At 70.4% G+C, this 20,757-nt stretch carries 19 protein-coding genes; 4 read left to right on the top strand and 15 right to left on the bottom strand.

The window, feature by feature from the left end; all coding sequences use genetic code 11:
* Position 1 precedes the first annotated feature (1 nt).
* The 11 genes from ACAZ03_RS04960 to ACAZ03_RS04910 form a co-directional block, all read right to left on the bottom strand.
* A complete protein-coding gene (locus ACAZ03_RS04960; protein WP_373356282.1) occupies positions 2 to 1,720 on the bottom strand; it encodes a SulP family inorganic anion transporter in 1,719 nt (572 codons plus the stop codon).
* Positions 1,721 to 1,727: 7 nt separating this feature from the next.
* Positions 1,728 to 2,063, bottom strand: a complete 336-nt coding sequence (locus ACAZ03_RS04955) for a TIGR01244 family sulfur transferase (protein WP_373356281.1) — start codon at positions 2,061 to 2,063, stop codon at positions 1,728 to 1,730.
* A 21-nt stretch (positions 2,064 to 2,084) separates the two neighbouring features.
* Positions 2,085 to 2,969 (bottom strand): MBL fold metallo-hydrolase, encoded by an 885-nt coding sequence (locus ACAZ03_RS04950; RefSeq protein ID WP_373356280.1) that lies wholly within the window; start codon positions 2,967 to 2,969, stop codon positions 2,085 to 2,087.
* A gap of 22 nt (positions 2,970 to 2,991) precedes the next feature.
* A complete protein-coding gene (locus tag ACAZ03_RS04945) occupies positions 2,992 to 3,432 on the bottom strand; it encodes a DUF6691 family protein (RefSeq protein WP_373356279.1) in 441 nt (146 codons plus the stop codon).
* A 5-nt stretch (positions 3,433 to 3,437) separates the two neighbouring features.
* A complete protein-coding gene (locus tag ACAZ03_RS04940) occupies positions 3,438 to 3,869 on the bottom strand; it encodes a YeeE/YedE family protein (protein ID WP_373356278.1) in 432 nt (143 codons plus the stop codon).
* A gap of 146 nt (positions 3,870 to 4,015) precedes the next feature.
* On the bottom strand, positions 4,016 to 4,708 hold the full coding sequence (locus ACAZ03_RS04935) for a Crp/Fnr family transcriptional regulator (protein WP_373356277.1): 693 nt from the start codon (positions 4,706 to 4,708) through the stop codon (positions 4,016 to 4,018).
* Between the two features lie 7 nt (positions 4,709 to 4,715).
* The gene (gene cydX / locus ACAZ03_RS04930) at positions 4,716 to 4,853 is read right to left on the bottom strand and encodes a cytochrome bd-I oxidase subunit CydX (protein WP_373356276.1); all 138 of its coding nucleotides are present in this window, start codon (positions 4,851 to 4,853) and stop codon (positions 4,716 to 4,718) included.
* An 11-nt stretch (positions 4,854 to 4,864) separates the two neighbouring features.
* Positions 4,865 to 6,028, bottom strand: a complete 1,164-nt coding sequence (gene cydB / locus ACAZ03_RS04925; protein WP_373356274.1) for a cytochrome d ubiquinol oxidase subunit II — start codon at positions 6,026 to 6,028, stop codon at positions 4,865 to 4,867.
* Between the two features lie 5 nt (positions 6,029 to 6,033).
* On the bottom strand, positions 6,034 to 7,644 hold the full coding sequence (locus ACAZ03_RS04920) for a cytochrome ubiquinol oxidase subunit I (protein ID WP_373357043.1): 1,611 nt from the start codon (positions 7,642 to 7,644) through the stop codon (positions 6,034 to 6,036).
* Between the two features lie 171 nt (positions 7,645 to 7,815).
* On the bottom strand, positions 7,816 to 9,408 hold the full coding sequence (locus ACAZ03_RS04915; RefSeq protein ID WP_373356273.1) for an ATP-binding cassette domain-containing protein: 1,593 nt from the start codon (positions 9,406 to 9,408) through the stop codon (positions 7,816 to 7,818).
* Positions 9,409 to 9,679: 271 nt separating this feature from the next.
* Positions 9,680 to 11,353, bottom strand: coding sequence for an ATP-binding cassette domain-containing protein (locus ACAZ03_RS04910; RefSeq protein WP_373356272.1), 1,674 nt, complete (start codon positions 11,351 to 11,353; stop codon positions 9,680 to 9,682).
* A 104-nt stretch (positions 11,354 to 11,457) separates the two neighbouring features.
* Here ACAZ03_RS04910 and ACAZ03_RS04905 point away from each other — a divergent pair, with 104 nt between their 5' ends.
* Together ACAZ03_RS04905 and ACAZ03_RS04900 are read left to right on the top strand one after the other, a co-directional pair.
* Positions 11,458 to 11,817, top strand: a complete 360-nt coding sequence (locus ACAZ03_RS04905; protein WP_373356271.1) for an ArsR/SmtB family transcription factor — start codon at positions 11,458 to 11,460, stop codon at positions 11,815 to 11,817.
* Entirely contained in the window at positions 11,801 to 12,322 is a 522-nt protein-coding gene (locus ACAZ03_RS04900) for an SRPBCC family protein (protein WP_373356270.1), read from the top strand. Before ACAZ03_RS04905 ends, ACAZ03_RS04900 begins: the two co-directional genes overlap by 17 nt.
* Here ACAZ03_RS04900 and ACAZ03_RS04895 read toward each other — a convergent pair.
* Both ACAZ03_RS04895 and ACAZ03_RS04890 read right to left on the bottom strand, forming a co-directional pair.
* Positions 12,297 to 13,928: a GMC family oxidoreductase gene (locus ACAZ03_RS04895; protein ID WP_373356269.1), complete on the bottom strand. Its 1,632-nt coding sequence runs from the start codon at positions 13,926 to 13,928 to the stop codon at positions 12,297 to 12,299. The two genes, ACAZ03_RS04900 and ACAZ03_RS04895, sit on opposite strands and share 26 nt — an antisense overlap.
* A gap of 67 nt (positions 13,929 to 13,995) precedes the next feature.
* A complete protein-coding gene (locus ACAZ03_RS04890) occupies positions 13,996 to 15,420 on the bottom strand; it encodes an aldehyde dehydrogenase family protein (protein ID WP_373356268.1) in 1,425 nt (474 codons plus the stop codon).
* Between the two features lie 151 nt (positions 15,421 to 15,571).
* On the opposite strand from ACAZ03_RS04890, the gene dctP (ACAZ03_RS04885) reads away from it, so the two are divergent.
* Positions 15,572 to 16,582 (top strand): TRAP transporter substrate-binding protein DctP, encoded by a 1,011-nt coding sequence (dctP, locus tag ACAZ03_RS04885; RefSeq protein ID WP_373356267.1) that lies wholly within the window; start codon positions 15,572 to 15,574, stop codon positions 16,580 to 16,582.
* Positions 16,583 to 16,711: 129 nt separating this feature from the next.
* Here the strand turns inward: dctP (ACAZ03_RS04885) and ACAZ03_RS04880 are convergent, their stop codons facing one another.
* Both ACAZ03_RS04880 and dctP (ACAZ03_RS04875) read right to left on the bottom strand, forming a co-directional pair.
* On the bottom strand, positions 16,712 to 17,395 hold the full coding sequence (locus tag ACAZ03_RS04880) for a GntR family transcriptional regulator (protein ID WP_373356266.1): 684 nt from the start codon (positions 17,393 to 17,395) through the stop codon (positions 16,712 to 16,714).
* A gap of 90 nt (positions 17,396 to 17,485) precedes the next feature.
* Positions 17,486 to 18,436, bottom strand: a complete 951-nt coding sequence (gene dctP / locus ACAZ03_RS04875; protein WP_373356265.1) for a TRAP transporter substrate-binding protein DctP — start codon at positions 18,434 to 18,436, stop codon at positions 17,486 to 17,488.
* A 255-nt stretch (positions 18,437 to 18,691) separates the two neighbouring features.
* On the opposite strand from dctP (ACAZ03_RS04875), the gene ACAZ03_RS04870 reads away from it, so the two are divergent.
* Entirely contained in the window at positions 18,692 to 20,755 is a 2,064-nt protein-coding gene (locus tag ACAZ03_RS04870; protein ID WP_373356264.1) for a TRAP transporter large permease subunit, read from the top strand.
* The last annotated feature ends 2 nt before the right edge of the window (positions 20,756 to 20,757 follow it).

The raw sequence follows: 20,757 nt of genomic DNA, 5'->3' as shown, positions 1-20,757 counted from the left end.
GCTACGCCTGCGCGGCCCGGTTCTTCGAGAGTGCCGCCCAGGCGTCGTATTGCGACAGGAAGACCCGGCCGTTCAGCTCGCGGATCAGCGCCGTCGCCGCCAGCCGGTCCATCACCGGGCCCTTCACCTCCGACAGATGGAGGCCGACCCCCATGTCCCTCAGGCGCTGGTTGATGGCCTCGAGGCTCTCCAGCGCCGAATAATCGACGGCGTTCACGGCCGAGCACATCAGCACCACATCGGTGATGGCGCAGCCCTCGGTCACGCGGCGCTGGATGAGATCCTCCAGCACCCGGGCGTTCACGAAGAAGAGGCTCTCGTCGACCCGCAGCGTCAGGAGCCGCTCGGAGGTCACCACGTCGTGCCGGTTGATATTGCGGAAATGCTGGGTTCCGGGGACGAGCCCGACCTCGGCGACATGCGGCCGCGAGGCCTTGTAGAGATGCATGAGCACAGAGAGGCCGACCCCGGAAGCCACCCCGGCCTCCACCCCGACGAGGAGCGTCACGGCGATGGTCGCCGAGACGGCGGTGAAATCGGCCCGCGAATAGGCCCAGGTCTTCTTCAGGATCGACAGATCCACCAGCCCCAGGACAGCGACGATGATCGTCGCGGCCAGCGTGGCGGTGGGCAGGTCGTGCAGCAGCGGCGTCAGCGCCACGGCAGCGATGGCGAGCCCGATGGCGGTGAAGGCGCCGGCGGCGGGTGTCTCGGCCCCCGCGTCAAAATTGACGACCGAGCGGGCGAAGCCGCCCGTCACCGGGTAGCCGCCCGTGAAGGCGGCGCCGAGGTTGGCGGCGCCGAGGCCGATCAGCTCCTGATCCGGGTCGATCCGCTGGCGCCGCTTGGCCGCAAGCGTCTGCGCGACGGAGATCGATTCGACGAAGCCGATGATCGAGATGAGAAGCGCCGGCAGCGCCAGCCGGCCGATCAGCTCCGGCGAAAGGCCGGGCAGGGTGAAGGGCGGCAGGCTCTGCGGCACCACGCCGACCACGGCGACGCCGCGCGCATCGAGGTCGAAGAGCCGGACGGCGAGTGTCGTCACCACCACGGCGGCGACGGGGCCGGCCTTGGTGAGGACATCCGCCAGCACGGGCGGCGTGCCGAGCCGGGCGAGCGCCGGGCGCAGCCGCCGCCGCGCCCAGAAGAGAAACGCGGTCGCGCATATGCCGATGACCAGGGTGACTGGATTGGTCTCGCCGAGATGGCGCCAGAGCCCCGCCAGCATCTCCGGCAGCGTCCGGCCGCCCGCGTCGATCCCGAGGATATGCTTGAGCTGACTGGTGGCGATGAGCAGCCCCGAGGCGGTGATGAAACCGGAAATCACCGGATGGCTGAGGAAATTGGCGATGAACCCCAGCCGCAGGAGGCCAAGGAGCATCAGGATCCCCCCCGAGAGGGCCGCGAGCGTCAGCGCGGCGCTGGCATAGCCCGCCGTGCCCTCCGCCGCCACCTCGCCCACCGCCGCTGCCGTCATCAGCGAGACGACCGCCACCGGCCCCACCGCCAGCGCCCGGCTGGTGCCGAAGACGGCGTAGAGCAGGATCGGAGCGATGGAGGCGTAGATCCCGGCCTCGGGCGGCAGGCCGGCGAGCAGCGCATAGGCCAGCGACTGCGGGATGAGCATGATCGTGACGATCACGGCCGCGATCAGGTCGCTCGTCAGGCTTGCCCGGTTGTAGCTGCGGCCCCAGTCGAGGATCGGCAGGTAGCGGCGCATCTCCCGGTTACGCCGCCCGGCCGAGGAGCGAGAAAAGCGCCTCCGACCGCGCGCCCGACCGGCAGAACGCGAGCACCGGGCCGGGCAGCTCGTCCAGCGCCGCGCTGAAGGCGGCGACATCGGCCCTGGTGACGGCGCCCGGGGTCACCGGCACATGGCGCGCGGCGAGGCCCGCCGCTTCGGCCGCCGCCGCGAGCTGGGCAAAGGATGGCTGGCCCGGCGCCTCGCCGTCCGGCCGGTTGCACAGGATGGCGCCGAAGCCGGCCGCGCGGATGGCGGCCATGTCGGCCGGGGCGACCTGTCCGGTCACCGCGAGGGCGGGGGTGAGGGTTCTGAAGTCCATGACGTCACACCTTTCAAACCGTCAGAGGCCGCCGAGCGGCACCTTGAGCATCGGCCGGCCGTCCGCGTCTTTCGGGACCTCGCCAGCGCGCATGTTGACCTGCAAAGAGGGAAGAATGAGTTTCGGCATCCCGAGCGTCGCGTCCCGCTCCTGGCGGAAGGCGACGAATTCTTCCTTCGTCTTGCCACCGCCCACATGGATGTTGTGGGCCTTTTCCTCGGCGACGGTCGTCTCCCAGGCGATGTCGCGGCCGTTCGGGCCGTAATCGTGGCACATGAAGAGCCGCATCTCGTCCGGCAGGGCGAGGACCTTCTGGATCGAGTCGTAAAGCGTGCCCGCATCGCCCCCGGGAAAGTCGGCGCGCGCCGAGCCGCCGTCGGGCATGAAGAGCGTGTCGCCCACGAAGGCAGCATTGCCGATGACATGCACCATGCAGGCCGGCGTATGGCCGGGCGTATAGAGCGCCACGGCCTCCATCTCGCCGATCCGGTAGGTGTCGCCATCCTCGAAGAGCCGGTCGAATTGCGAGCCGTCGCGCTGAAACTCCGTGCCCTCGTTGAAGACCTTCCCGAAGGTCTCCTGCACGATCAGGATCTTGGCCCCGATGCCGATCTTGCCCCCCAGCTTCTGCTGCAGATAGGGCGCCGCCGACAGGTGGTCGGCATGGACATGGGTCTCGATGATCCATTCGAGCGTCAGCCCCTGGCGGGTGACCTCGTCGATCAGCCGGTCGGCGTGATCGTAGGTGATGCGGCCGGCGGCGTAGTCGATGTCCATGACGCTGTCGACGATGGCGCAGGCGTTGGAGGCCGGGTCCTTGACGATATAGCTGATGGTGTTCGTGGCCTCGTCGAAGAAGGCCTGCACCTCCGGCACGGTCTCCATGTGGATCGGATAATCGGTCATGTCAGTCAGTCCCGTTCTGATGTCAGGCCGCCGCCCGGCGCCGGGCCGAGGGCCTGATGGATTGCAGGGCCCGCGCGATGAAGATCCCGGCGATGAGGGCCCCGGTGAAGGCGTAGACCTCCCACTGCCCCGTCCCGAGCGCCGGCAGCGACGCGCCCGGGCAGAAGCCGGCGATGCCCCAGCCGATCCCGAAGACCACCGAGCCGCCGATGAGCCGGGCGTCGATCGGCCGGCGGGGCGGAAGGTCGAAGCCGCCCGCAAGAAGCGGCGCCTGGCGGCGGAAGACCAGGCGGTAGCCGATGAAGGTGGTGACGAGCGCGCCCCCCATCACCAGGAGGAGGGAGGCGTCCCACGCCCCCGCGAGGTCGAAGAAATTCAGCACCTTGGCAGGGTTCGCCATGCCGGAGATCGAGATACCGACGCCGAAGACGAGCCCGGTGAGATAGAGAAGGACGAGGCGCATGTGGCTCAGGCTCCGATGAGGTGGCGGACGACGAAGACGGTGGCGAAGGTGCTCACCATGAAGGTGGCCGTTGCCGCGATGGACCGCGGCGACAGCCGCGCCATGCCGCAGATGCCGTGCCCGGAGGTGCAGCCCGAGCCGTAGGTGACGCCGATGCCGACGATCACGCCGCCGATGAGCAGCATCGGCAGCGAGACGGGCACAGTGACCTCCGGCATCTGGCCGGTGACCGCGGCGACGGCGAGCGGACCGCTCGCCATGCCGAGGATGAGGGCCACGCGCCAGGCGGTTTCCGCCGCGGCCGGCCGGCGCAGGACGCCGGCGAGGATGCCGGTCGCGCCGAAGATGCGGCCCGAGATCAGCATCAGCGCCGTGGCGGCGAGGCCGATGAGCACGCCGCCGGCAAGCGCCGGGACGGGTGTGAACATGGTTTCCATCAGCGCGCCTCGCGGCCCGCTTGGCGGTTTCTTGTCGGTCTGTCGGTCACTGTGCCCCCACGGCCATGAGAATCGGTTCGCGATCTCTGCCATGGCGGCGTGGCGCCTGTCGGTGACATCATCACCGAAGGCGCCCTGCCGTAGCGTCAGGCTCCGGCCGACCTCACGAGCCGCTCCAGCCCCGCCCGGCCGACCAGCCGCACGGCGCCGCGCCCGAGCTCGACCCAGCCGCGCCGCTGGAACTCCGCCAGCGTCCGCGAGATCACCTCGCGGGCGGTGCCGAGCTCGGCGCCGAGCGTCGCATGGGTGGCACGGACCTCCTCCCCCTCGCCCGCCAGTTCCAGAAGCCGGGCGGCAAGGCGGACATCCATCTTCTGAAAGACGATATCGTCGATGAGGGTGAAGAGGTCGGTGATCCGCCGCGAATAGGCGGCGAAGACGAATTGCCGGAAGACCGGCGACCGGGCGACGAGGTCGTCGAAGATCGCGCGGGGGATGGCGGCGGCGCGGACGGGCGTCTCCGCGATGCCGGTGGCGGCGTGATCCTCGAAGGCCAGCATGCAGGCGGTGGTGAGCACGCAGCTCTCCCCCGCATGGACCCGGTAGAGGAAGATCTCGCGCCCGGTCTCCGAGGTCTGCTGCACGCGCACGGTGCCCTCGAGGAGGAGCAGCAGCCGATCCGCCGCCTGCCCCGGCGCGAAGACGGTCACGCCCGCGGGCATGTCCACGATCTCCGCTCCCGCGGTCAGGTCGGCGCGGATCTCGGCCGGCAGCCGGGCGAGGCCCTCGAACCTGTCGATCCAGTCGGTGGCGGCGGGCGCAGGCAGGGGCGCGGGCATCGGGGCCCTACTCGTCCACGGCGGGGGGCAGGTCGTCATGCTCGCCGGCGAGCTCGCGGTCGCGCATCATCTCCAGCCACATGGCGTTCATCACTGCGAAGATCGCGGCGAGCGGCAGGCCGAGGAGCCAGGCGAAATACCACATGGTTGGTCCTTTCAGTACATCGTCTCGGTGCCGTCGGTCACCGCCTTCTCCGTCACCTTGCCCCAGAGCACCTTGTAGACCCAGGCGGTGTAGGCGAGCACGATCGGCAGGAAGATCGCCGTCACGACCAGCATGATGAAGAGCGTCAGATGCGAGGACGAGCTGTCCCAGACGGTCAGCGACGAGCGGGGGTCGAGCGAGGAGGGTAACAGGAACGGGAACATCACCAGCCCGACGGAGGAGATCGCCCCGAAGATGCCGAGCTGCGAGAAGAGAAGCGTCCCCACCTCCCAGCCGCGCCGCATGCCGACATTCGCAAGCGCCATGCCGGCGAAGGCGAGGATCGGCGCGAGGGTGATCCAGGGCCGGTCGGCATAGGCCGAGAGCCAGGATCCGGTGCGGATCACCTCGGTGTAAAGCGGGTTCGACGGCCCGTCGCGCAGCGGCGCCTCGGCGAGCGCATAGCCCTCGATCCCGAAGGCGAGCCAGAGCCCGGCGAGCGCGTAGAGCGCCATGGTGGCGAGCCCGGTGACGGTGCCGATGGTCCGGGCGCGGGCGGCGACCGGCCCTTCGCTCTTCAGCGCCAGCCAGGCGGCGCCGTGCGTGAGCAGCATCACCACCGAGACCAGCCCGCAGAGAAGCGCGAAGGGGTTGAGGAGGCCGAGGAACTTGGCGTGAAAGCTCCCCTCGTAGCGCGAGAAGAGATCGGGCGTCAGCTCGAAGGGCACGCCCTGCAGGACGTTGCCGACGGCGACGCCGAAGATCAGCACAGGCACCGCGCCGGCGAGGCAGAGCGCCCAGTCCCAGCTGCTCCGCCAGCGCGGGCTTTCGCGCTTGGAGCGATACTTGAACGCCACCGGGCGGACGATCAGCGCCGCGAGGATCGCGAACATCGCGAGGTAGAAGCCCGAGAAGCTGACCGCATAGAGCGGCGGCCAGGCCGCGAAGATGGCGCCGCCGCCGAGGATGAACCAGACCTGGTTCCCCTCCCAGACCGGGCCGACGGTGTTGATGACGATGCGCCGCTCCACGTCCGTGCGCCCCACGAAGGGCAGGAGCGCGCCGACGCCCATGTCGAAGCCGTCGGTCATGGCGAAGGCGATGAGGAGGACGCCAAGGAGGAGCCACCAGATGACGCGGAGAAGATCGTAGGGGACGAGTTCGAAGAGGATCATGGGCGCTACTCCGCGGGCGTGGGGCTGGGGTCGCCGTCATCCACCGCCGAAGCGGCGGAGGCGCCGGCCGGGGCGAAGGGCCCCCGCCCGTCATGGGTGCGCAGGCGGTGCTCGTGCCGCGCCTCCCAGGCGTCGGTCTCTTCCACGTCCTGCGTCGGCCCCTTGCGGATGTACTTCAGCATGAGCCCCATCTCGATGACGAAGAGCACGGTGTAGAAGAGCACGAAGCCGGCGATGGTGAAGAGCAGGTCCTGCGCGCTGAGGTGGCTGACCGACAGCGCCGTCGGTAGCACGCTGTCCACCGTCCAGGGCTGGCGCCCGTATTCGGCGACGAACCAGCCGAGCTCGGCGGCGATCCAGGGCGCGGGGATGATGACGACGGCGAGCCTGAGCGCCCAGCGCGGATAGCTCTGCTGCCGGAACGAGGAGCGCCAGAAGAAATAGACCATCACCGCGATGAAGGCGAAGCCGAGCCCCACCATGATGCGGAAGGCCCAAAAGATCGGCAGGACGCCGGGGATCGTGTCCGTCGCCGCCCTGGCGATCTCTTCATCCGTCGCGCCCCGCGGATCGTCCATGTAGCGCAGCAGCAGGAAGGCGAAGCCGAGGTTCTCGGAATTCACCTCGAAGGTGTTGCGCACCTGTTCGGAGGTCTCGTCCCGCTCCTCGCGGATGGTCATCAGCGCGTCATAGGCGATGATGCCCGAGCGGATGCGCTGGTCGGCCTCCTCCACCAGATCGTTGATGCCGGGGATCTCGGTCGTCAGCGACCTCGTGCCGATCAGCCCCATGACCCAGGGCACCTCGACGGCGTAATGCGTCTCGCGGTCGGCGACATCGGGGATGCCGAAGATTGTGAAGGCGGCGGGGGCGGGATGCGTCTCCCACATGCCTTCCATCGCGGCGAGCTTCATGCGCTGGGTGTGGCTCGTCGAATAGCCGCTCTCGTCGCCGAGGACGACGACGGAGAGCGCCGAGGCCAGCCCGAAGGAGGCGGCGACGGTGATCGACCGGCGGGCCAGCTCGATATGGCGGCCCTTCAGCAGGTACCAGGCCGAGACGCCGAGCACGAAGACCGAGGCGGTGACATAGCCGGCCGAGACGGTATGGACGAACTTCGCCTGGGCGACCTCGTTGAAGAGCACCTCGAAGAAGTTGTCGAGCTCCATGCGCATCGTCTCGGGGTTGAACGATGCGCCGACGGGGTTCTGCATCCAGCCGTTGGCGATGAGGATCCACAGCGCCGAGAAGTTCGAGCCGATGGCGACGAGCCAGGCGGTGACGAGGTGCCCTACGCGGCTGAGCTTGTCCCAGCCGAAGAAGAAGAGCCCGACGAAGGTCGCCTCGAGGAAGAAGGCCATCAGCCCCTCGATGGCGAGCGGCGCCCCGAAGATGTCGCCGACGTAATGGCTGTAATAGCTCCAGTTCATGCCGAACTGGAATTCCATGGTGATGCCGGTGGCGACGCCGAGGACGAAGTTGATGCCGAAGAGCGTACCCCAGAACTTCGTCATCTGCCGCCAGATCGGCCGGCCGGTCATGACGTAGACCGTCTCCATGATGGCGACGAGAACGCTGAGGCCCAGCGTCAGCGGCACGAAGAGGAAGTGATACATCGCCGTCAGGGCGAATTGCAGGCGGGACAGCTCGACGACATCGAGAACCACGGCACGGGTCTCCTCTGGTCAGCACGCGGCCGAAGGGAGAGGCGCCAGGGAGCCGGCGCGAGGATTGCCGCCATGCGCAAGCCGGATAGCACCATTGGCGGGCGGGGTTTAGCCTTTTCGTTAACTCCCTGCGTCGAGACGGAGCGTCGCATCGAAGATCGGATGCCCCGCGCCCTTGTGGAGCGCGACGAGAAGCGCCGCCTGCGGCAGGGCGTCGCGGACGGCCTGAAGGACCGCCGCCGCCGTCTCGGCATCGAGCCCCTCGGTCGGCTCGTCGAGGAGGAGGATGTCCGGCCGGGCCAGCAGCGCCCGCGCCAGCGCCAGCCGCCGCGCCTGCCCGCCGGAGAGCCCGGCGCCGCCCTCGCCGAGCCTTGCCTCTAACCCGCCGCGGGGGCGGAGGGGGCGGGTCAGCCACACGGCCGCAAGCACGGCCTCGAGCGCCGCATCGGGGTCACCGGCGGCCAGCGTCAGGTTCTCGCGGATGCTGCCGGCGATGAGGGCGCTCCGCTGCGGCAGCAGCGTCACGCGGGCGCGGAGCGAGGCGTCGCTCCAGGCCTCCGGCGGCTTGCCGGCGAGGGTGATGCCCTCGGCCGGCAGGAGCCCGGCGATGGCCAGCAAGAGCGTGCTCTTGCCCGCGCCGGAGGGGCCGGTGAGCGCGACCGCCGTGCCGGGGGCGAGGGTGAGGCCGAGCCTCGGGACCTCGAGGATCGGGGCCGGCGGCAAGGGCGGGCGCGGGGCGGCGGGGGGCTCCGGTGCCGCCTCCACCCGCGCGGCGGCGGCGCCGGTGCGCCCGAGCTCGGCGAGGCCGCGCGCGAGGGGCGCCAGCGTCTCGGCGAGCGCCAGCGCCACGAAGAGCCCGATGGCGGCAACCGCCGGGTCCACCCGCCCCTCCGCCAGAAGCCAGCCGCCGGCGCCCAGCGCCCCGGCGGCGGCAAGGGCGGAGAGGAGCGCGAGCAGCGCCCCGGCGCCCCGCTCCGCCCGCTCGACCGCCGCCGCCTCGGCCCGGGCGCTGGCGTCGAGGGCGATGAGCGCCTCCTCCCGCGCCCCGAGCGCGCCGGAGAGGATCAGCGCCTCCCGGTCGCGGATCATGTCGATGATCGCCCGCCGGAGCGCCTGCGCCCCGTCCTCCGCCGCGGCCGAGGGCACGAGGCTCCGCCGCGCCAGCCGCCAGAGCACCAGCGCCGCGCCCGGCAGGTAGAGCCCGGCCACCATGGCCGCCACCGGCAGGCCGACGATCCAGGCGAGCCCTGCGAAGGCGGCGAGGTGTGTGACCACCGCCGCCATCCCCGGCAGCGCCAGCCGCAGGACCAGCCCGTCGAGCGCATCCACATCCGCCACCATCCGCGTCAGCGCCGCCTCCCCCCGCAGCCGCGCCAGCGCCCGGGCGCCGAGCCCGGCATGGCGGCGCAGGAGCGTGACGCGCAGCGCCGCGAGCGCGCGGAGCGTGGCGTCATGGGTCAGGAGCCGCTCGCCATAGCGCGCGGCGGTGCGGCCGAGGGCGAGGAAGCGCACCCCGGCGGACGGGCGGAAGACGTCGAAGGCGATGCCGATCCCGGCCAGCCCAGCGAGCCCCGTCGCCGTGATGAACCAGCCGGAAAGCCCGAGAAGCGCCGCGCCCATGACGAGCACCAGCACCGCCAGCGCCGCCCCCCGCGCCATCGCCCAGGGGGCGGCGCCGAGGAGGAGGCGGAGGGTGCGGAGAAGCGGGGTCATGGGGTGGCCTCCGGGCGGGGGAGGACGGGCGGCGCCTCGTCCATGACAGGGACCGCGACGGCCGGCGGCGTCCCACGAGCCGCGACCTCGGGTGCTGGACCGACAGAGCCGAAGAGCCGGGCCATGAGGTGGCCTGCGGGCAGGCGCGACGTCGCGGCGCCGCGAAGGGCGGACGAGGCCGGCGCCCTCCCCCGCACCACCGCGGCGCGCATGGCGTCCGGCGCCCAACCACCGGCCCGGCGCACCCCTCCGCAAAGCCTCCCCGCCCCGCTCACGCCCCCATCTCCTCCTGAGCACCCATGGCCTCGGCCAGCGCCGGGTCATGGGTGGCGACGATCAGCGCCCGTCCCTCGGCGCGGATGCGGGCGAGGGCGGCGATGATGCGGCCCGCCGTCTCGGCGTCGAGATCGGCGGTGGGCTCGTCGGCGAGGATGAGGTCTCCGCCCGCCATCACGGCCCGCGCCAGCATCAGCCGCCTCGCCTCGCCGCCGGAGACGCCGCCGCCCCTCTCGCCCAGCCGCGTCGCGAGCCCCTCCGGCAGGCGGCGGACGAGGGCGTCCGCATCGGCGAGGCGGAGCGCCGGCCAGGGGTCGGCGCCGGTGCCGCGCGGGTCGAGCCAGGTGCCGAGCGGCGCATCGGGCACATGCACACGCTGGGGCACGAAGGCGATGCGGGCGCGCCAGGCGTCGGCCGTCTCAGGCCCGAGCCTCTGGCCGCAGACCTCCACCGCCCCGGCGCCCAAGGGCACCAGCCCGGCGATGGCGGCGAGCGCCGTGCTCTTGCCCACCCCGCTCGGCCCGGTGATCGCCAGCGCCTCCCCCGGGCCGAGCGCCAGATCGGGCAGCGGCACCGACTGCCCCGGCAGCGCCGCGACGGCACCGCGGAGCGCCAGCGAGAAGCGGCCCGGCAGCGGCGGCACGGCGGCGCCCTGCCCGATCATCTCCACCCGCGGCTCCGCTTCGAGCGCATCGAGCTCGGAAAGGACGGCGGCCGCGGCGGCGCGGTCGTGCCAGGCGGCGGCGAGGTCGCGGAAGGGCTGGAAGACCTCCGGCGCGATGAGGAGGAGGAAGAGCCCCTGCCCCAGCGTGAGCGACCCGCCCCAGCTCCCGATGCGGATCACGCCGAGGAGCGTGAAGCCCACGAAGACCGCCACCATGGCGAGGCCGACGGCGGCGAGCAGCTCGAGCACGGTGGAGGAGAGGAAGGCGATGCGGAGCACGGCCATGGTCCGCTCCCTCAGCGCCTCCGCCCGCGCCCCGAAGGCCGCCGCCGCCCTCTCCGACGCGCCGAGAAGGCGGATGTCGAGCAGCGCCGAGAGCCGCTCCATCAGCATGGCGTTCATGCTGCCGACCTCGGCCATCTGCCGCTTCGCGGCATCCTCGGCCGCCATGCCGATCAGCGCCATGAAGACGGGGATCAGCGGCCCGGCCACGAGGAAGATCAGCCCGACGACCCAGGAAAGCGAGAAGGCCAGCGCCGCCAGCACCAGCGGCAGGACGGACACCCGCCACATCGCCAGCCGGTAGCGGGTGACGAGCGGCGCGAGGAGCTGGAGCTTCTGCACCGCGAGCGCGGCAAGGGCCGCCGAGCCGGCGGAGGAAGGGGCCCGGGCGGCGCGGCGGATGAGCCGCGCGCGCTCGGCGGCGATGGCGCTCTCCGCCGCCACAAAGAGGATGCCGCCGGCGCGATGCTCCAGCACCGCGCGGAGGAGCGCCGCGCCGAAAAAGGCGCCGAGCCCCGCCGCCAGCCGCGCGGCGGAGACCCCCTCTGCCACCCAGCCGGAGATCACCAGCGCGATGGCCGCCGCCTGCACGGGCCAGAGCAGCCCTGCGGCGATCGAGAGCCCGCCCGCCAGCCGCAGCCGCGCCCGGATCGGCCCGAAGAGCCGGGCCTCCGCCGCCGCGCGGGGCGGCAGGGCGGGGGCGTCTGTGGCGGCGTCTGACATGCGGCTCCCTTCCGTCGGCGCCCCTTCTATCGGCGCCCCCCGCCCTTGGCGACTGCGACAATTCCTCTTGCGGGTCGTGCGGGCCCGTGCCAACACTGAACCATATGGTTCAGTTATCTCACAAGGGCTTCGACGCCACCTTTGCCGCCCTTGCGGACCCGACGCGGCGCGGCGTGCTCGAGGCGCTGGCCGGCGCCGACGCCTCGATCAGCGACCTCGCCGGCCGCTTCGACATGACGCTCACCGGCATCCGCAAGCATGTGGGCATCCTCGAGGAGGCGGGGCTGGTCACGACGCAGAAGGTCGGCCGCATCCGCACCTGCCGGCTCGGCGCCCGCGCCCTCGCCGAGGAAGCCGCCTGGATCGAGGAGTACCGCCGGCTCTGGGCCGCGCGCTTCGACGGGCTCGATGACGTGATCGCAGACTTGCAAGAGAAGGAAGCGGCCGATGGCCCCCATGACTGACAGCCCCGAGACGACCACGGAGCGCATCTCCGACCGCGAGCTGGTGGTGACCCGCCGCTTAAAGGGCGCCGCCCGGCATGTCTTCGCCGCCTGGACCCGGCCGGAGCTCATGCAGCGCTGGTGGGTGCCGCCCTCCTTCGGGATGACCTTCGTCAGCTGCGAGATGGATGTGCGGACGGGCGGCACCTACCGCTTCACCTTCGCCCATCCCTCGTTCGATGAGCCCATGGCCTTCTTCGGCCGGTACACCGAGGTCGTCCCCGACGCACGCATCGTCTGGACGAACGAGGAGGAGGGCCATGGCGAGCAGATCAGCACGCTGACCCTCAAGGAGGAGGGCGGCGAGACGCTGCTGACGCTCCACGAGCTCTACCCCTCCAAGGAGGCGCTCGACGCGGCGCTCGCCTCGGGCTCCACCGGCGCCTATCCGGAGCAGTTCGTGGCGCTGGATGCGCTGCTGGCCGAGGGGGCGGCGGACCCTAGCCGGCACTCCCGCCCGAAATGATAAGGTCCGCGGCGCGCTCGGCGATCATCAGCGTCGGCGCGTAGGTGTTGCCGGAGGGGACGGTCGGCATCACCGAGGCATCGACCACCCTCAGGCCGTCCACGCCCTTCAGCCGAAGATCAGGGCCGACGACCGTATCGGCCCGGTCCGGATCGCCCATGCGGCAGGTGCCGCAGAAGTGGTAGATGGTGGACCCGAACTGGCGGGCATAGTGCAGCAGCTCCGCGTCGTCCCGGATGTCGGCGCCGGGCGTCACCTCCCCTGCCACGAAGCGCGCCATCTGCGGCGTCTGCAGGAAGGTCCGCGCCAGCCGGATGCCGGCCACCGTGACCCGCTGGTCGACCTCCGAGGCAAGGTAATTGGGCTGGATCACCGGATCGTCGCGCCACGACGGGCTGCCCGCGGCGACGGTGCCGCGGCTTTCGGGCCGGTGCTGCCACGAGGCGAGCGAGAAGCCGGGGTCGCGGTCCACCACGCCGAACTGGCCGGCCTTGAAGCTCATCGGCGTCAGGACGAATTGCAGGTCGGGCCGGTCGAGCGACGGATCGGTGCGCGCGAAGACATAGGCGAGCGACGAGCTGAGGCCGAGGATGCTCGGCTTCTTCATCAGCCATTTCCCGATCTCGACGCCGAGATAGGGCCAGCGGGAGAGCTCGTTCGCCGTCGGCGCGTTGCGGATGCGCACGACACTGCGCGTGCCGAAATGGTCCTGCAGGTTCTGCCCGACGCCGGGGAGGTCCGCCACGACCGGCAAGCCGAGGGCCGAGATCGCCGGCCCCGCGCCGATGCCGGACAGCTGCAAGAGCTTGGGCGTGTTGAGCGCGCCGGTGCAGACCAGCACCTCCTTGCGGGCCCGGACCAGTCGCAGCGTCCGGCCGTCCGGATCGGTGTAGCGCACGCCGACGGCCCGGCGGCCCTCGAAGACGATCTCCGTCGCGTGGGCCCGGGTGCGGACGTCGATGCGCCGGCCGGCGGGGTGCAGGAAGGCCCGGGCCGCGCTCACCCGGCGCCCGTCCTCGATCACCCGCTGCAGCGTGCCGACGCCCTCCTGCGAGGCGCCGTTGTAGTCGGGGTTGCGCGGCAGGCCGAGCGCACTCACCCCGTCGATGAAGGCGTCGATCGCCGGGTTGGTCCAGTCCGCATCGCTTACAGGCAAAGGCCCGGTGGCGCCGTGATACTGGTTGGGCTCTCCGCCGATGCGCCGCTCGGAGCGGCGGAAGTAGGTCAGCACGTCCCGGTAGGACCAGCCCTCCGCCCCGCCCTCTTCCCAGCCGTCGTAATCCTGCGCCTGCCCGCGGTTGTAGATCATCCCGTTGATCGAGCTCGATCCGCCGAGCGTGCGACCCTGCGGGGCGAAGACGCGGCGCATCGCCGTTCCCTCGCTCGGCTCGGTGCGGAACTGCCAGGCATATCGCTTGTCGAAGAGCAGCTTGATGACGCCCGCCGGGATGCGGATCAGCGGGCTGCGGTCGCGCGGCCCGGCCTCCAGCATCACGATGCGATCGCGCGTCCGCTCGCCCAGGCGGGCCGCCAGCACGCAGCCGGCCGCCCCCCCGCCGACGATCACGTAATCGGCCTCGTCGGCCGTCGTCGTCACCTGCTCCATGGCATCCGTCCGATTGTCGTTGCATTGCCGCCCGGGCGGGACGCCGCCCGGCCCGGTGTGCGGGCCCTCAGCCCAGATCGCCGATCAGGCTCTTGGCCTCGAGATATTCCATCAGGCCGAACTCGCCCCATTCGCGGCCGTTGCCGGACTGCTTGCGCCCCCCGAAGGGCGCGCCAAAGTCGAAGGGCGGGTAGTTGAAGTAGATCGCACCGGCCACGAGCCTGTCCGCCAGCGCGACCGCCGCCGCGGGATCCCCCGTCTGGATATGGGCGCTGAGCCCGTAGGGCGTGTCGTTGGCGATCTCGACGGCCTCGTCCTCGGTCTCGTAGCTGAGGATGCAGAGGACGGGGCCGAAGATCTCGGTCCGGGCGATCGTCATGTCGGGGGTCACCCCGGCGAAGACGGTCGGGCGGACGTAGTAGCCCCGGTTGAAACCATCGGGCCGGCCCTCACCGCCGGTGACGAGGCGCGCGCCCTCGCCGATCCCGATCCGGATGAGGGACTGGATGCGGTCGAACTGCGCGCGGTTCACCACCGGGCCGAGCTCGGTGGCATCATCGCCCGGATCGCCGACGCGCAGCGCCTCGGCGGCCTCGGCCGCGGCCGCGCAGGCCTCCTCGAGCCGGTCGGCGGGCACGAGCATCCGCGTCGGGGCCGCGCAGGACTGGCCACTGTTGGCGAAGCAGACGGCGACACCCTTGCGGACCGCGGCATCGAGATCGGCATCGGGCAGGATGACGTTGGCGGTCTTGCCGCCCAGCTCCTGCGAGACGCGCTTGACGGTCGGCGCCGCGGCCCGGGCGATCTCGACGCCCGCGCGGGTCGAGCCGGTGAAGGAGACCGCGTCCACGTCCGGATGCTCGGACAGGCGCGCGCCCGCCGTCTCGCCCCGGCCGAAGACGAGGTTGAAGACGCCCGGCGGCACGCCGGCGGCGTCCATGACCTCGGCGAAGAGGCGCGCGGTGACCGGGGAATATTCGCTGGGCTTGAGCACCATCGTGCAGCCCGCCGCGAGCGCGGGCGCCACCTTCACCACCACCTGGTTGACCGGCCAGTTCCAGGGCGTGATCAGGCCGCAGACGCCGACGGATTCGTAGCGCAGACGGGACGGGCCGAAGCTGCGGTCGAACTCGAAGCGCTCCAGCACCTCCAGCGTCTTGCCCAGATGCGCAGGGCCGCGGGTCACCTGCCCCGTGCGCGAGAAGCTGATGGGCGACCCCATCTCGAGCGTCGTCGCCTGGGCGAACTCCTCGGCCCGCGCGTCGAACTCGGCGATGATGCGACGCATCATCGCAGCCCGGTCAGCGGGGCTGGTGGTCGAGAAGGCCGGCAGCGCCGCGCGGGCCGCCGTGACGGCGCGGTCGATATCGGCGGCGGATCCGAGGGCGAGGCGCCCGAACTCCTCCTCCGTCGCCGGGTTGATCATGGCCATCCACTCTGGGGCGACGGGATCAACCCATGTCCCGTCGATGTAGAACTGTCCGATTTCCATGATCGCCCCTCCGGTCGTGCGGTGCCGGGCCAGCGGCCCGTCGTTCGGCCGCGAAACTACCACCTGCCACGTTGACCTGCAATATTGTATTATTGTATTCTCATGAGACGCGACCCCGCACCAGGCGAGGCGCAAGAGGGAGGAGACCTCAATGACGACATCCAAGACATGGCTCTCGAGCGCGGCCTGCGCGCTGGCCCTCGCGGCCGGGACCGCCAGTGCCCAGGAGTATGACCTGACGATGGGGGTGATGACCTCGCCCACCGACGTCTATGACGAGATGACCCAGCTCATCCCCGATCGCGTCGCGGAGGCGACGGACGGCGAGGTTTTGGTGACGCTGAGCTCGTCGCTCGTGGCGGCCAACCAGATCGCGGGCGCCGTCCGTGACGGCCGGCTGCCGATCGTCGCGGCGACGCATGCCTATATCTCGGCCGAAGAACCGCGCATCTCGATCTTCAGCCTGCCCGGGCTGATCAACAGCATCGACGAATACCAGACCGTGCGCGAGGCCTTCTGGCGCGACGACGTGGCCGACTTCTGGCAGGAGCGCTGGGGCGCGACGATGCTGGCCGACGGGCCCTATTGCCCTGTCGTCCTGTTCTCGCGCGAGCCGATCCAGGACGTCGCCTCCTTCGAGGGCAAGCGGATCCGCATCTTCGATCCCGTCTCGGCGACGCTGATGGAATCGCTGGGCGCCGTTCCCGTGCCGATGCCCACGACCGAGGTCGTCCCGGCGCTCGAGCGCGGCGTGATCGACGCCGTCTGGACCTCGATGTGTGCGGGGGCCGCCTTCGAGCTCGCCCGCGTCGCGCCGAACGTGCAGGACTGGCACATGGCGCCGATCACCGGCTGGGCGATCCTGATCAACTCCGATGTCTGGAACGACATGCCCGAGGACGTCCAGGCGGACGTGCAGGCCGCGATGACATCGATCGAGGAAGAAGCCTTCGCCGACTATGACGTCTATGTCGGCCGCGCGCGGGACAGCATCACGGCCCTCGGCGCCGAGATCTGGGATGCGCCTGAGGCGCTGCAGGAAGAGCTTCGGCTGCCCGAGTACACCGACGCCGCCTACGAGGGCTGGTATGCCCGCACCGCGGAGATCGGCGCCGACGGCGAGAGCTACGTCCAGCGCGTCAGGGACGCCCTGGGCAAGTAAGCTCCGAAAAGGTCCGGCCCCGGGAAGACACCTTCCCGGGGCCGCATTCCCGTGGCGACCGTCCCGGCCGCGCGCAAGAAGAATAGGCCGCGAGCGACGCGGCCCGCCGATGCCGGGCGATCCCGGATCTCAGACTTTCAGGAACTGAAGCGCGATCTCGGCCGCGTTGGCGACGTGTCGCTGGGCCGCCGCGCGTGCCGCCTCGGAATCGCGCGCCTCCAGCGCGTCGACGAGGGCGCCGAGCTCCTTGACGCTCTCCTGCAACCGCCCCGGCGCCTGCAGGGAGGTGGCGCGCAGAAGGACGATGCGGGAATTGAGGAAGTTGAGGCTGGGGCCGAGCGCCCGGTTGCCGGCGCCGTTGATGAGCTCGACGTAGAAGGCGTTCTTCGCCTCGACCCGCACGATCGGATCGTCCTCCGAGATGACGCTCTTGAGGCGCTCGAAGGCGGCGCGGATCGCGTCGAAATTCCGGGATGTCGCCCTCTCGGCGAAGAGCGCGGCGGCGAGCCCCTCGAGCTGGGAGCGCACGAGGTAGATGTCGCGCGCCATGTCGGGGTCGAGCACCGCCACGCGGGGGCCGCGATGGGGCACGACCTCGATCAGCCCTTCCGATTCAAGCTGGCGCAGCGCCTCGCGGACGAGGGTGCGGCTGACGCCGGTCATCTCGCAGAGCCGTCGCTCGAGCAGCCGCTCGCCCGGCTCGAAATGCCCGGCGATGATCGAATTGCGGATCGCCTCGATCACCTGATTCCGAAGCGGCGCCGCGACGCGCTCGACGCGGAAGTCGTTCATTGCGTCTGCGTGCTGTTTCACGGAACCCACCCTCGGCTGACCTATGGTTGATACCTCGTTCGCCCCGTGTGGAGAACCCCCGCCCGGCGGGCGGGGGTTTCCGTGGCCGGATTAGTCGGCGAGAGCGGCGCGGACCTGATCGACATAGGCCTCGCCGTCGATGCCGAGCTCGGTCGCCCGGGCGTACCAGGCGTCGTAGGCCGGCTGCGAATACTGCTCGGAGCTCAGCTCTGCCTGCAGCTCCGCCGGAGCGGTCCACATCTCGGAGCCCAGTTCGGCGAACTTGGCCTCGGCCGTGTCGATGTAGGTCTGGTAGGTGCCGAAGGCCTCTTCCTCGAGATCGGCCATGGCCTGCTCGAGCTGGCCCTGGATGTCCTCGGGGAGGTCGGCCCAGACGTCGGCGTTGACGAGGATGACCCAGCCGGTGATCGGCGAGACGCCCCAGTCCTGGACGTAGGGCGCCACGCGGGGCAGCTCCATCGCCGCGCCGACGCACATCGAGGTGAAGACACCGTCGATCACGCCGCGCTCCAGCGCCGGGGTCACCTCACCCGTCGGCATCGCGACCGGCTGCGCGCCGAGGGCGCTCATCAGCTCCGCGCTCTGCGGGTTGTGGATACGGATGCGCTGCTCGGCGAAATCCTCGATCGATTGGATCGGCTCGGTCGAGAACAGGGCCGTCGGGCACCAGGCGCCATCGGCCAGCATCACGGCGTTCCAGCGCTCGAGCCAGATGTCCGCCACGTCCTGCCGCCAGAAGGCCTCACGCACATCGACATAATCTTCGATGCCGTTGATCAGGCCCGGCAGGTTGAAGATGCCCATCCGCGGCTCTTCGGCCGAGATGTAGGTATGCAGCGCGGCGGACATGGGGATCCGGCCGTCACGAACGGCGCTCGCCACCTGGTTGGACGCCACGAGCGAGTCGCTGACCGTCACGCGGACGCGGCCGTCGGTCGCTTCCGCCACGCGCTCGGGGATGCCCTGCGTCAGGGCGGTATAGACGTCGCCGGGAGAGACGATCACGGCCATCGTGAAGTCGAACTCCGGATCCTGCGCCAAGGCGCCGCCTGCAAGCAGCGACGTCATCGCCGCAGCACAGATGGCCGTTCGCGTCCGCATCTGGTTCAAGGTCATGTGTTGGTCCTCCCGGGTGTTTGATCTGCTTCTCCGCTTGCCATCCGCAGAGAGCGTGGTACGAGATTACGATAATACAAAACCTTGCTTGTCAAGCGCCCCGAATATAGGCTGCATCGACGAGGAAGAGCGCCCCGAGGTCATCGGGACATGCCCGGGCGAGCAGAGGGGGAATACTGAATGAGCGTCGACGGCGTCACCGCAACACCCGACCGCCCGCCCCGTGAGGGCCACATGGTGATGCGGGGCCTTGGGCTGATCACCGGCTCGGCCGGGTTCCTGGCCTCCATGACCCTGCTCTTCATGACCTGCATCGTCGTCTACGAAGTGGTCATGCGCTCGCTCTTCAACATGCCGACGAGCTGGGTTGCCGAGATCAGCGTCTACAGCTTCGTCGCGTTGGTGTTCCTCGGTCTGGGCGTGGCGCAGCGCGCCGGCGCCCACATCCAGGTCGAGATCCTGATCGATTCCGTCTCCGAGCCCCGCAAGCATGCGCTGCAGATGATCGGCAACTGGCTCCTGCTGATCCTCGTGGCGTTCTGCGGCTGGGAGATGTTCTGCTTCACGGTGTCGGAATACATCAACGACACGCGCGACTGGGGGCTGCTGGCGACGCCGCAATGGATGCCCGAGACGCCTGTCGTCGTGGGCTATGCCCTGTTCTTCTTCGCGATCCTGCAGACCCTCTTCGAACTCAGCCCGCGGCAGAGCGAGGGGCGCACCTGGGGCGTGCCCATCGTGGTCGTCGCAACAGTCGTGGCTCTGGCCCTCATCGGACGCCGGGACGTGTTCCCGGTGGACGGTCTGCCGCTGGACGCCGCCACGCTGGTCATCCTGGCCGCCAGCCTCGTCATGGCCTGGCTGTGGAGCGGGGCGCGCATCGCGCTCGCCGTGGCGGCCATCGTCGCCGTGATGTCGCTCCTTTATGCCGGGGCGCAGGGCGGCTCGCTGGTCTGGATCGGCACCCTGCTGACGCTTTCGCTCGTCTTCCTGCTGCTGCTTGGCGTGCCGGTGGGCGCCGCACTGGGGATGGTGGGGCTCATCGGCCTCGTGTTCCTCCTGCGCAGCCCGCAACTGCCGATCCTGGCCGACCGGTCCTGGACGAGCATCAACTCCTTCACGCTGACGGCCGTGCCGACCTTCGTGCTCATGGGCTCGCTGCTGGTGCACAGCGGGATCACGACCAAGCTCTTCGACCTGCTGGTCTGCTGGTTCGGCCGGACGCGGGGCGGGCTCGGCCATGCGGCCGTCGGCTCCTCGGCGATCTTCGCCGCCGTCTCGGGCTCGAGCCTAGCGACGGCCGCCACGCTGGGGCGGGTCGCCGCCCCGGAACTGGCGCGGCGGGGCTACAGCGACCGGCTCACCTACGGCGTCGTCGCCGCCGGGTCGACCCTCGGCATCCTGCTGCCGCCCAGCATCGCCATGATCATCTACGGCAACACCGTGGGCGCGCCGATCACCGTGCTCTTCATCGCCGGGATCATCCCGGGCCTGATGCTGGCCGGCCTCTTCGCCTTTACCATCCTCGGCTGGTCCTACGTCGTGCCCTCCGCCGTGCCGCAGGGCGAGCGCTACTCGATGGCCGAGAAGCTCCGCTCCCTCGGCGGCATGGTGCCCTTCCTCGTGCTGATCTTCTCGGTTCTGGGCTCGCTCTATTTCGGGATCGCGACGCCCACCGAGGCGGGCGCGGTCGGCGCCGCCGCGGCCTTCGTGATCTGCGTCTTCACGGGACGGGCCGCGCCGAAGGACATCTATCTGGTGCTGCTGGACACGGTGAAGGTCACCGCCTTCATCATGCTGATCGTGATCGGCGCGTCGATCTTCGGCTGGGTCTTCGACTTCCTGCGCCTGCCGCGCGAGATGGTCGCCGCCGTGACCGAGGCCAACCTCGCGCCCTGGCTGATCATGCTGCTGCTCGCGCTGTTCTACCTGGCGATGGGCACGCTGATCGAATCGATCTCGATGATGCTGATGACGCTGTCGGTCACCTACCCGATCGTCGTGGCGCTCGGCTTCGACCCGATCTGGTTCGGCGTCGTGCTGGTGATCCTCGTCGAGATCGGCCTCATCACCCCGCCGGTGGGCATCGTGCTCTTCATCCTGCGCGGCCTCGGCAACGTGTCGCTGCGCGACGTGGCCCTCGGGGTCACGCCGTTCATCATCGTCATGCTCGCCTTCATCGTCCTGCTCTACGCCGTCCCGGAGATCGTCCTGTGGCTGCCCGAGCAGATGGAAAACCTTTGACC

The organism is Pseudoroseicyclus sp. CXY001 (assembly GCF_041714655.1).
Taxonomy (GTDB): Bacteria; Pseudomonadota; Alphaproteobacteria; order Rhodobacterales; family Rhodobacteraceae; genus Pseudoroseicyclus_A.
The sequence above is the reverse complement of the archived record's forward strand: the minus strand, read 5'-3'. Positions and strand labels throughout refer to the sequence as shown.

Excerpts from the sequence above, each read along its gene's own strand:
- ACAZ03_RS04940 (WP_373356278.1), bottom strand. The coding sequence starts at position 3,869 with ATGGAAACCATGTTCACACCCGTCCCGGCGCTTGCCGGCGGCGTGCTC.
- cydX (WP_373356276.1), bottom strand. The coding sequence starts at position 4,853 with ATGTGGTATTTCGCCTGGCTCCTCGGCCTGCCGCTCGCCGCGATCTTC.
- ACAZ03_RS04905 (WP_373356271.1), top strand. The coding sequence starts at position 11,458 with ATGGTTCAGTTATCTCACAAGGGCTTCGACGCCACCTTTGCCGCCCTT.
- dctP (WP_373356267.1), top strand. The coding sequence starts at position 15,572 with ATGACGACATCCAAGACATGGCTCTCGAGCGCGGCCTGCGCGCTGGCC.
- ACAZ03_RS04910 (WP_373356272.1), bottom strand. The coding sequence starts at position 11,353 with ATGTCAGACGCCGCCACAGACGCCCCCGCCCTGCCGCCCCGCGCGGCG.
- ACAZ03_RS04895 (WP_373356269.1), bottom strand. The coding sequence starts at position 13,928 with ATGGAGCAGGTGACGACGACGGCCGACGAGGCCGATTACGTGATCGTC.
- ACAZ03_RS04870 (WP_373356264.1), top strand. The coding sequence starts at position 18,692 with ATGAGCGTCGACGGCGTCACCGCAACACCCGACCGCCCGCCCCGTGAG.
- ACAZ03_RS04960 (WP_373356282.1), bottom strand. The coding sequence starts at position 1,720 with ATGCGCCGCTACCTGCCGATCCTCGACTGGGGCCGCAGCTACAACCGG.
- ACAZ03_RS04950 (WP_373356280.1), bottom strand. The coding sequence starts at position 2,969 with ATGACCGATTATCCGATCCACATGGAGACCGTGCCGGAGGTGCAGGCC.
- ACAZ03_RS04945 (WP_373356279.1), bottom strand. The coding sequence starts at position 3,432 with ATGCGCCTCGTCCTTCTCTATCTCACCGGGCTCGTCTTCGGCGTCGGT.
- ACAZ03_RS04900 (WP_373356270.1), top strand. The coding sequence starts at position 11,801 with ATGGCCCCCATGACTGACAGCCCCGAGACGACCACGGAGCGCATCTCC.
- ACAZ03_RS04920 (WP_373357043.1), bottom strand. The coding sequence starts at position 7,644 with ATGTATCACTTCCTCTTCGTGCCGCTGACGCTGGGCCTCAGCGTTCTC.
- cydB (WP_373356274.1), bottom strand. The coding sequence starts at position 6,028 with ATGATCCTCTTCGAACTCGTCCCCTACGATCTTCTCCGCGTCATCTGG.
- ACAZ03_RS04955 (WP_373356281.1), bottom strand. The coding sequence starts at position 2,063 with ATGGACTTCAGAACCCTCACCCCCGCCCTCGCGGTGACCGGACAGGTC.
- ACAZ03_RS04915 (WP_373356273.1), bottom strand. The coding sequence starts at position 9,408 with ATGACCCCGCTTCTCCGCACCCTCCGCCTCCTCCTCGGCGCCGCCCCC.
- ACAZ03_RS04890 (WP_373356268.1), bottom strand. The coding sequence starts at position 15,420 with ATGGAAATCGGACAGTTCTACATCGACGGGACATGGGTTGATCCCGTC.
- ACAZ03_RS04935 (WP_373356277.1), bottom strand. The coding sequence starts at position 4,708 with ATGCCCGCGCCCCTGCCTGCGCCCGCCGCCACCGACTGGATCGACAGG.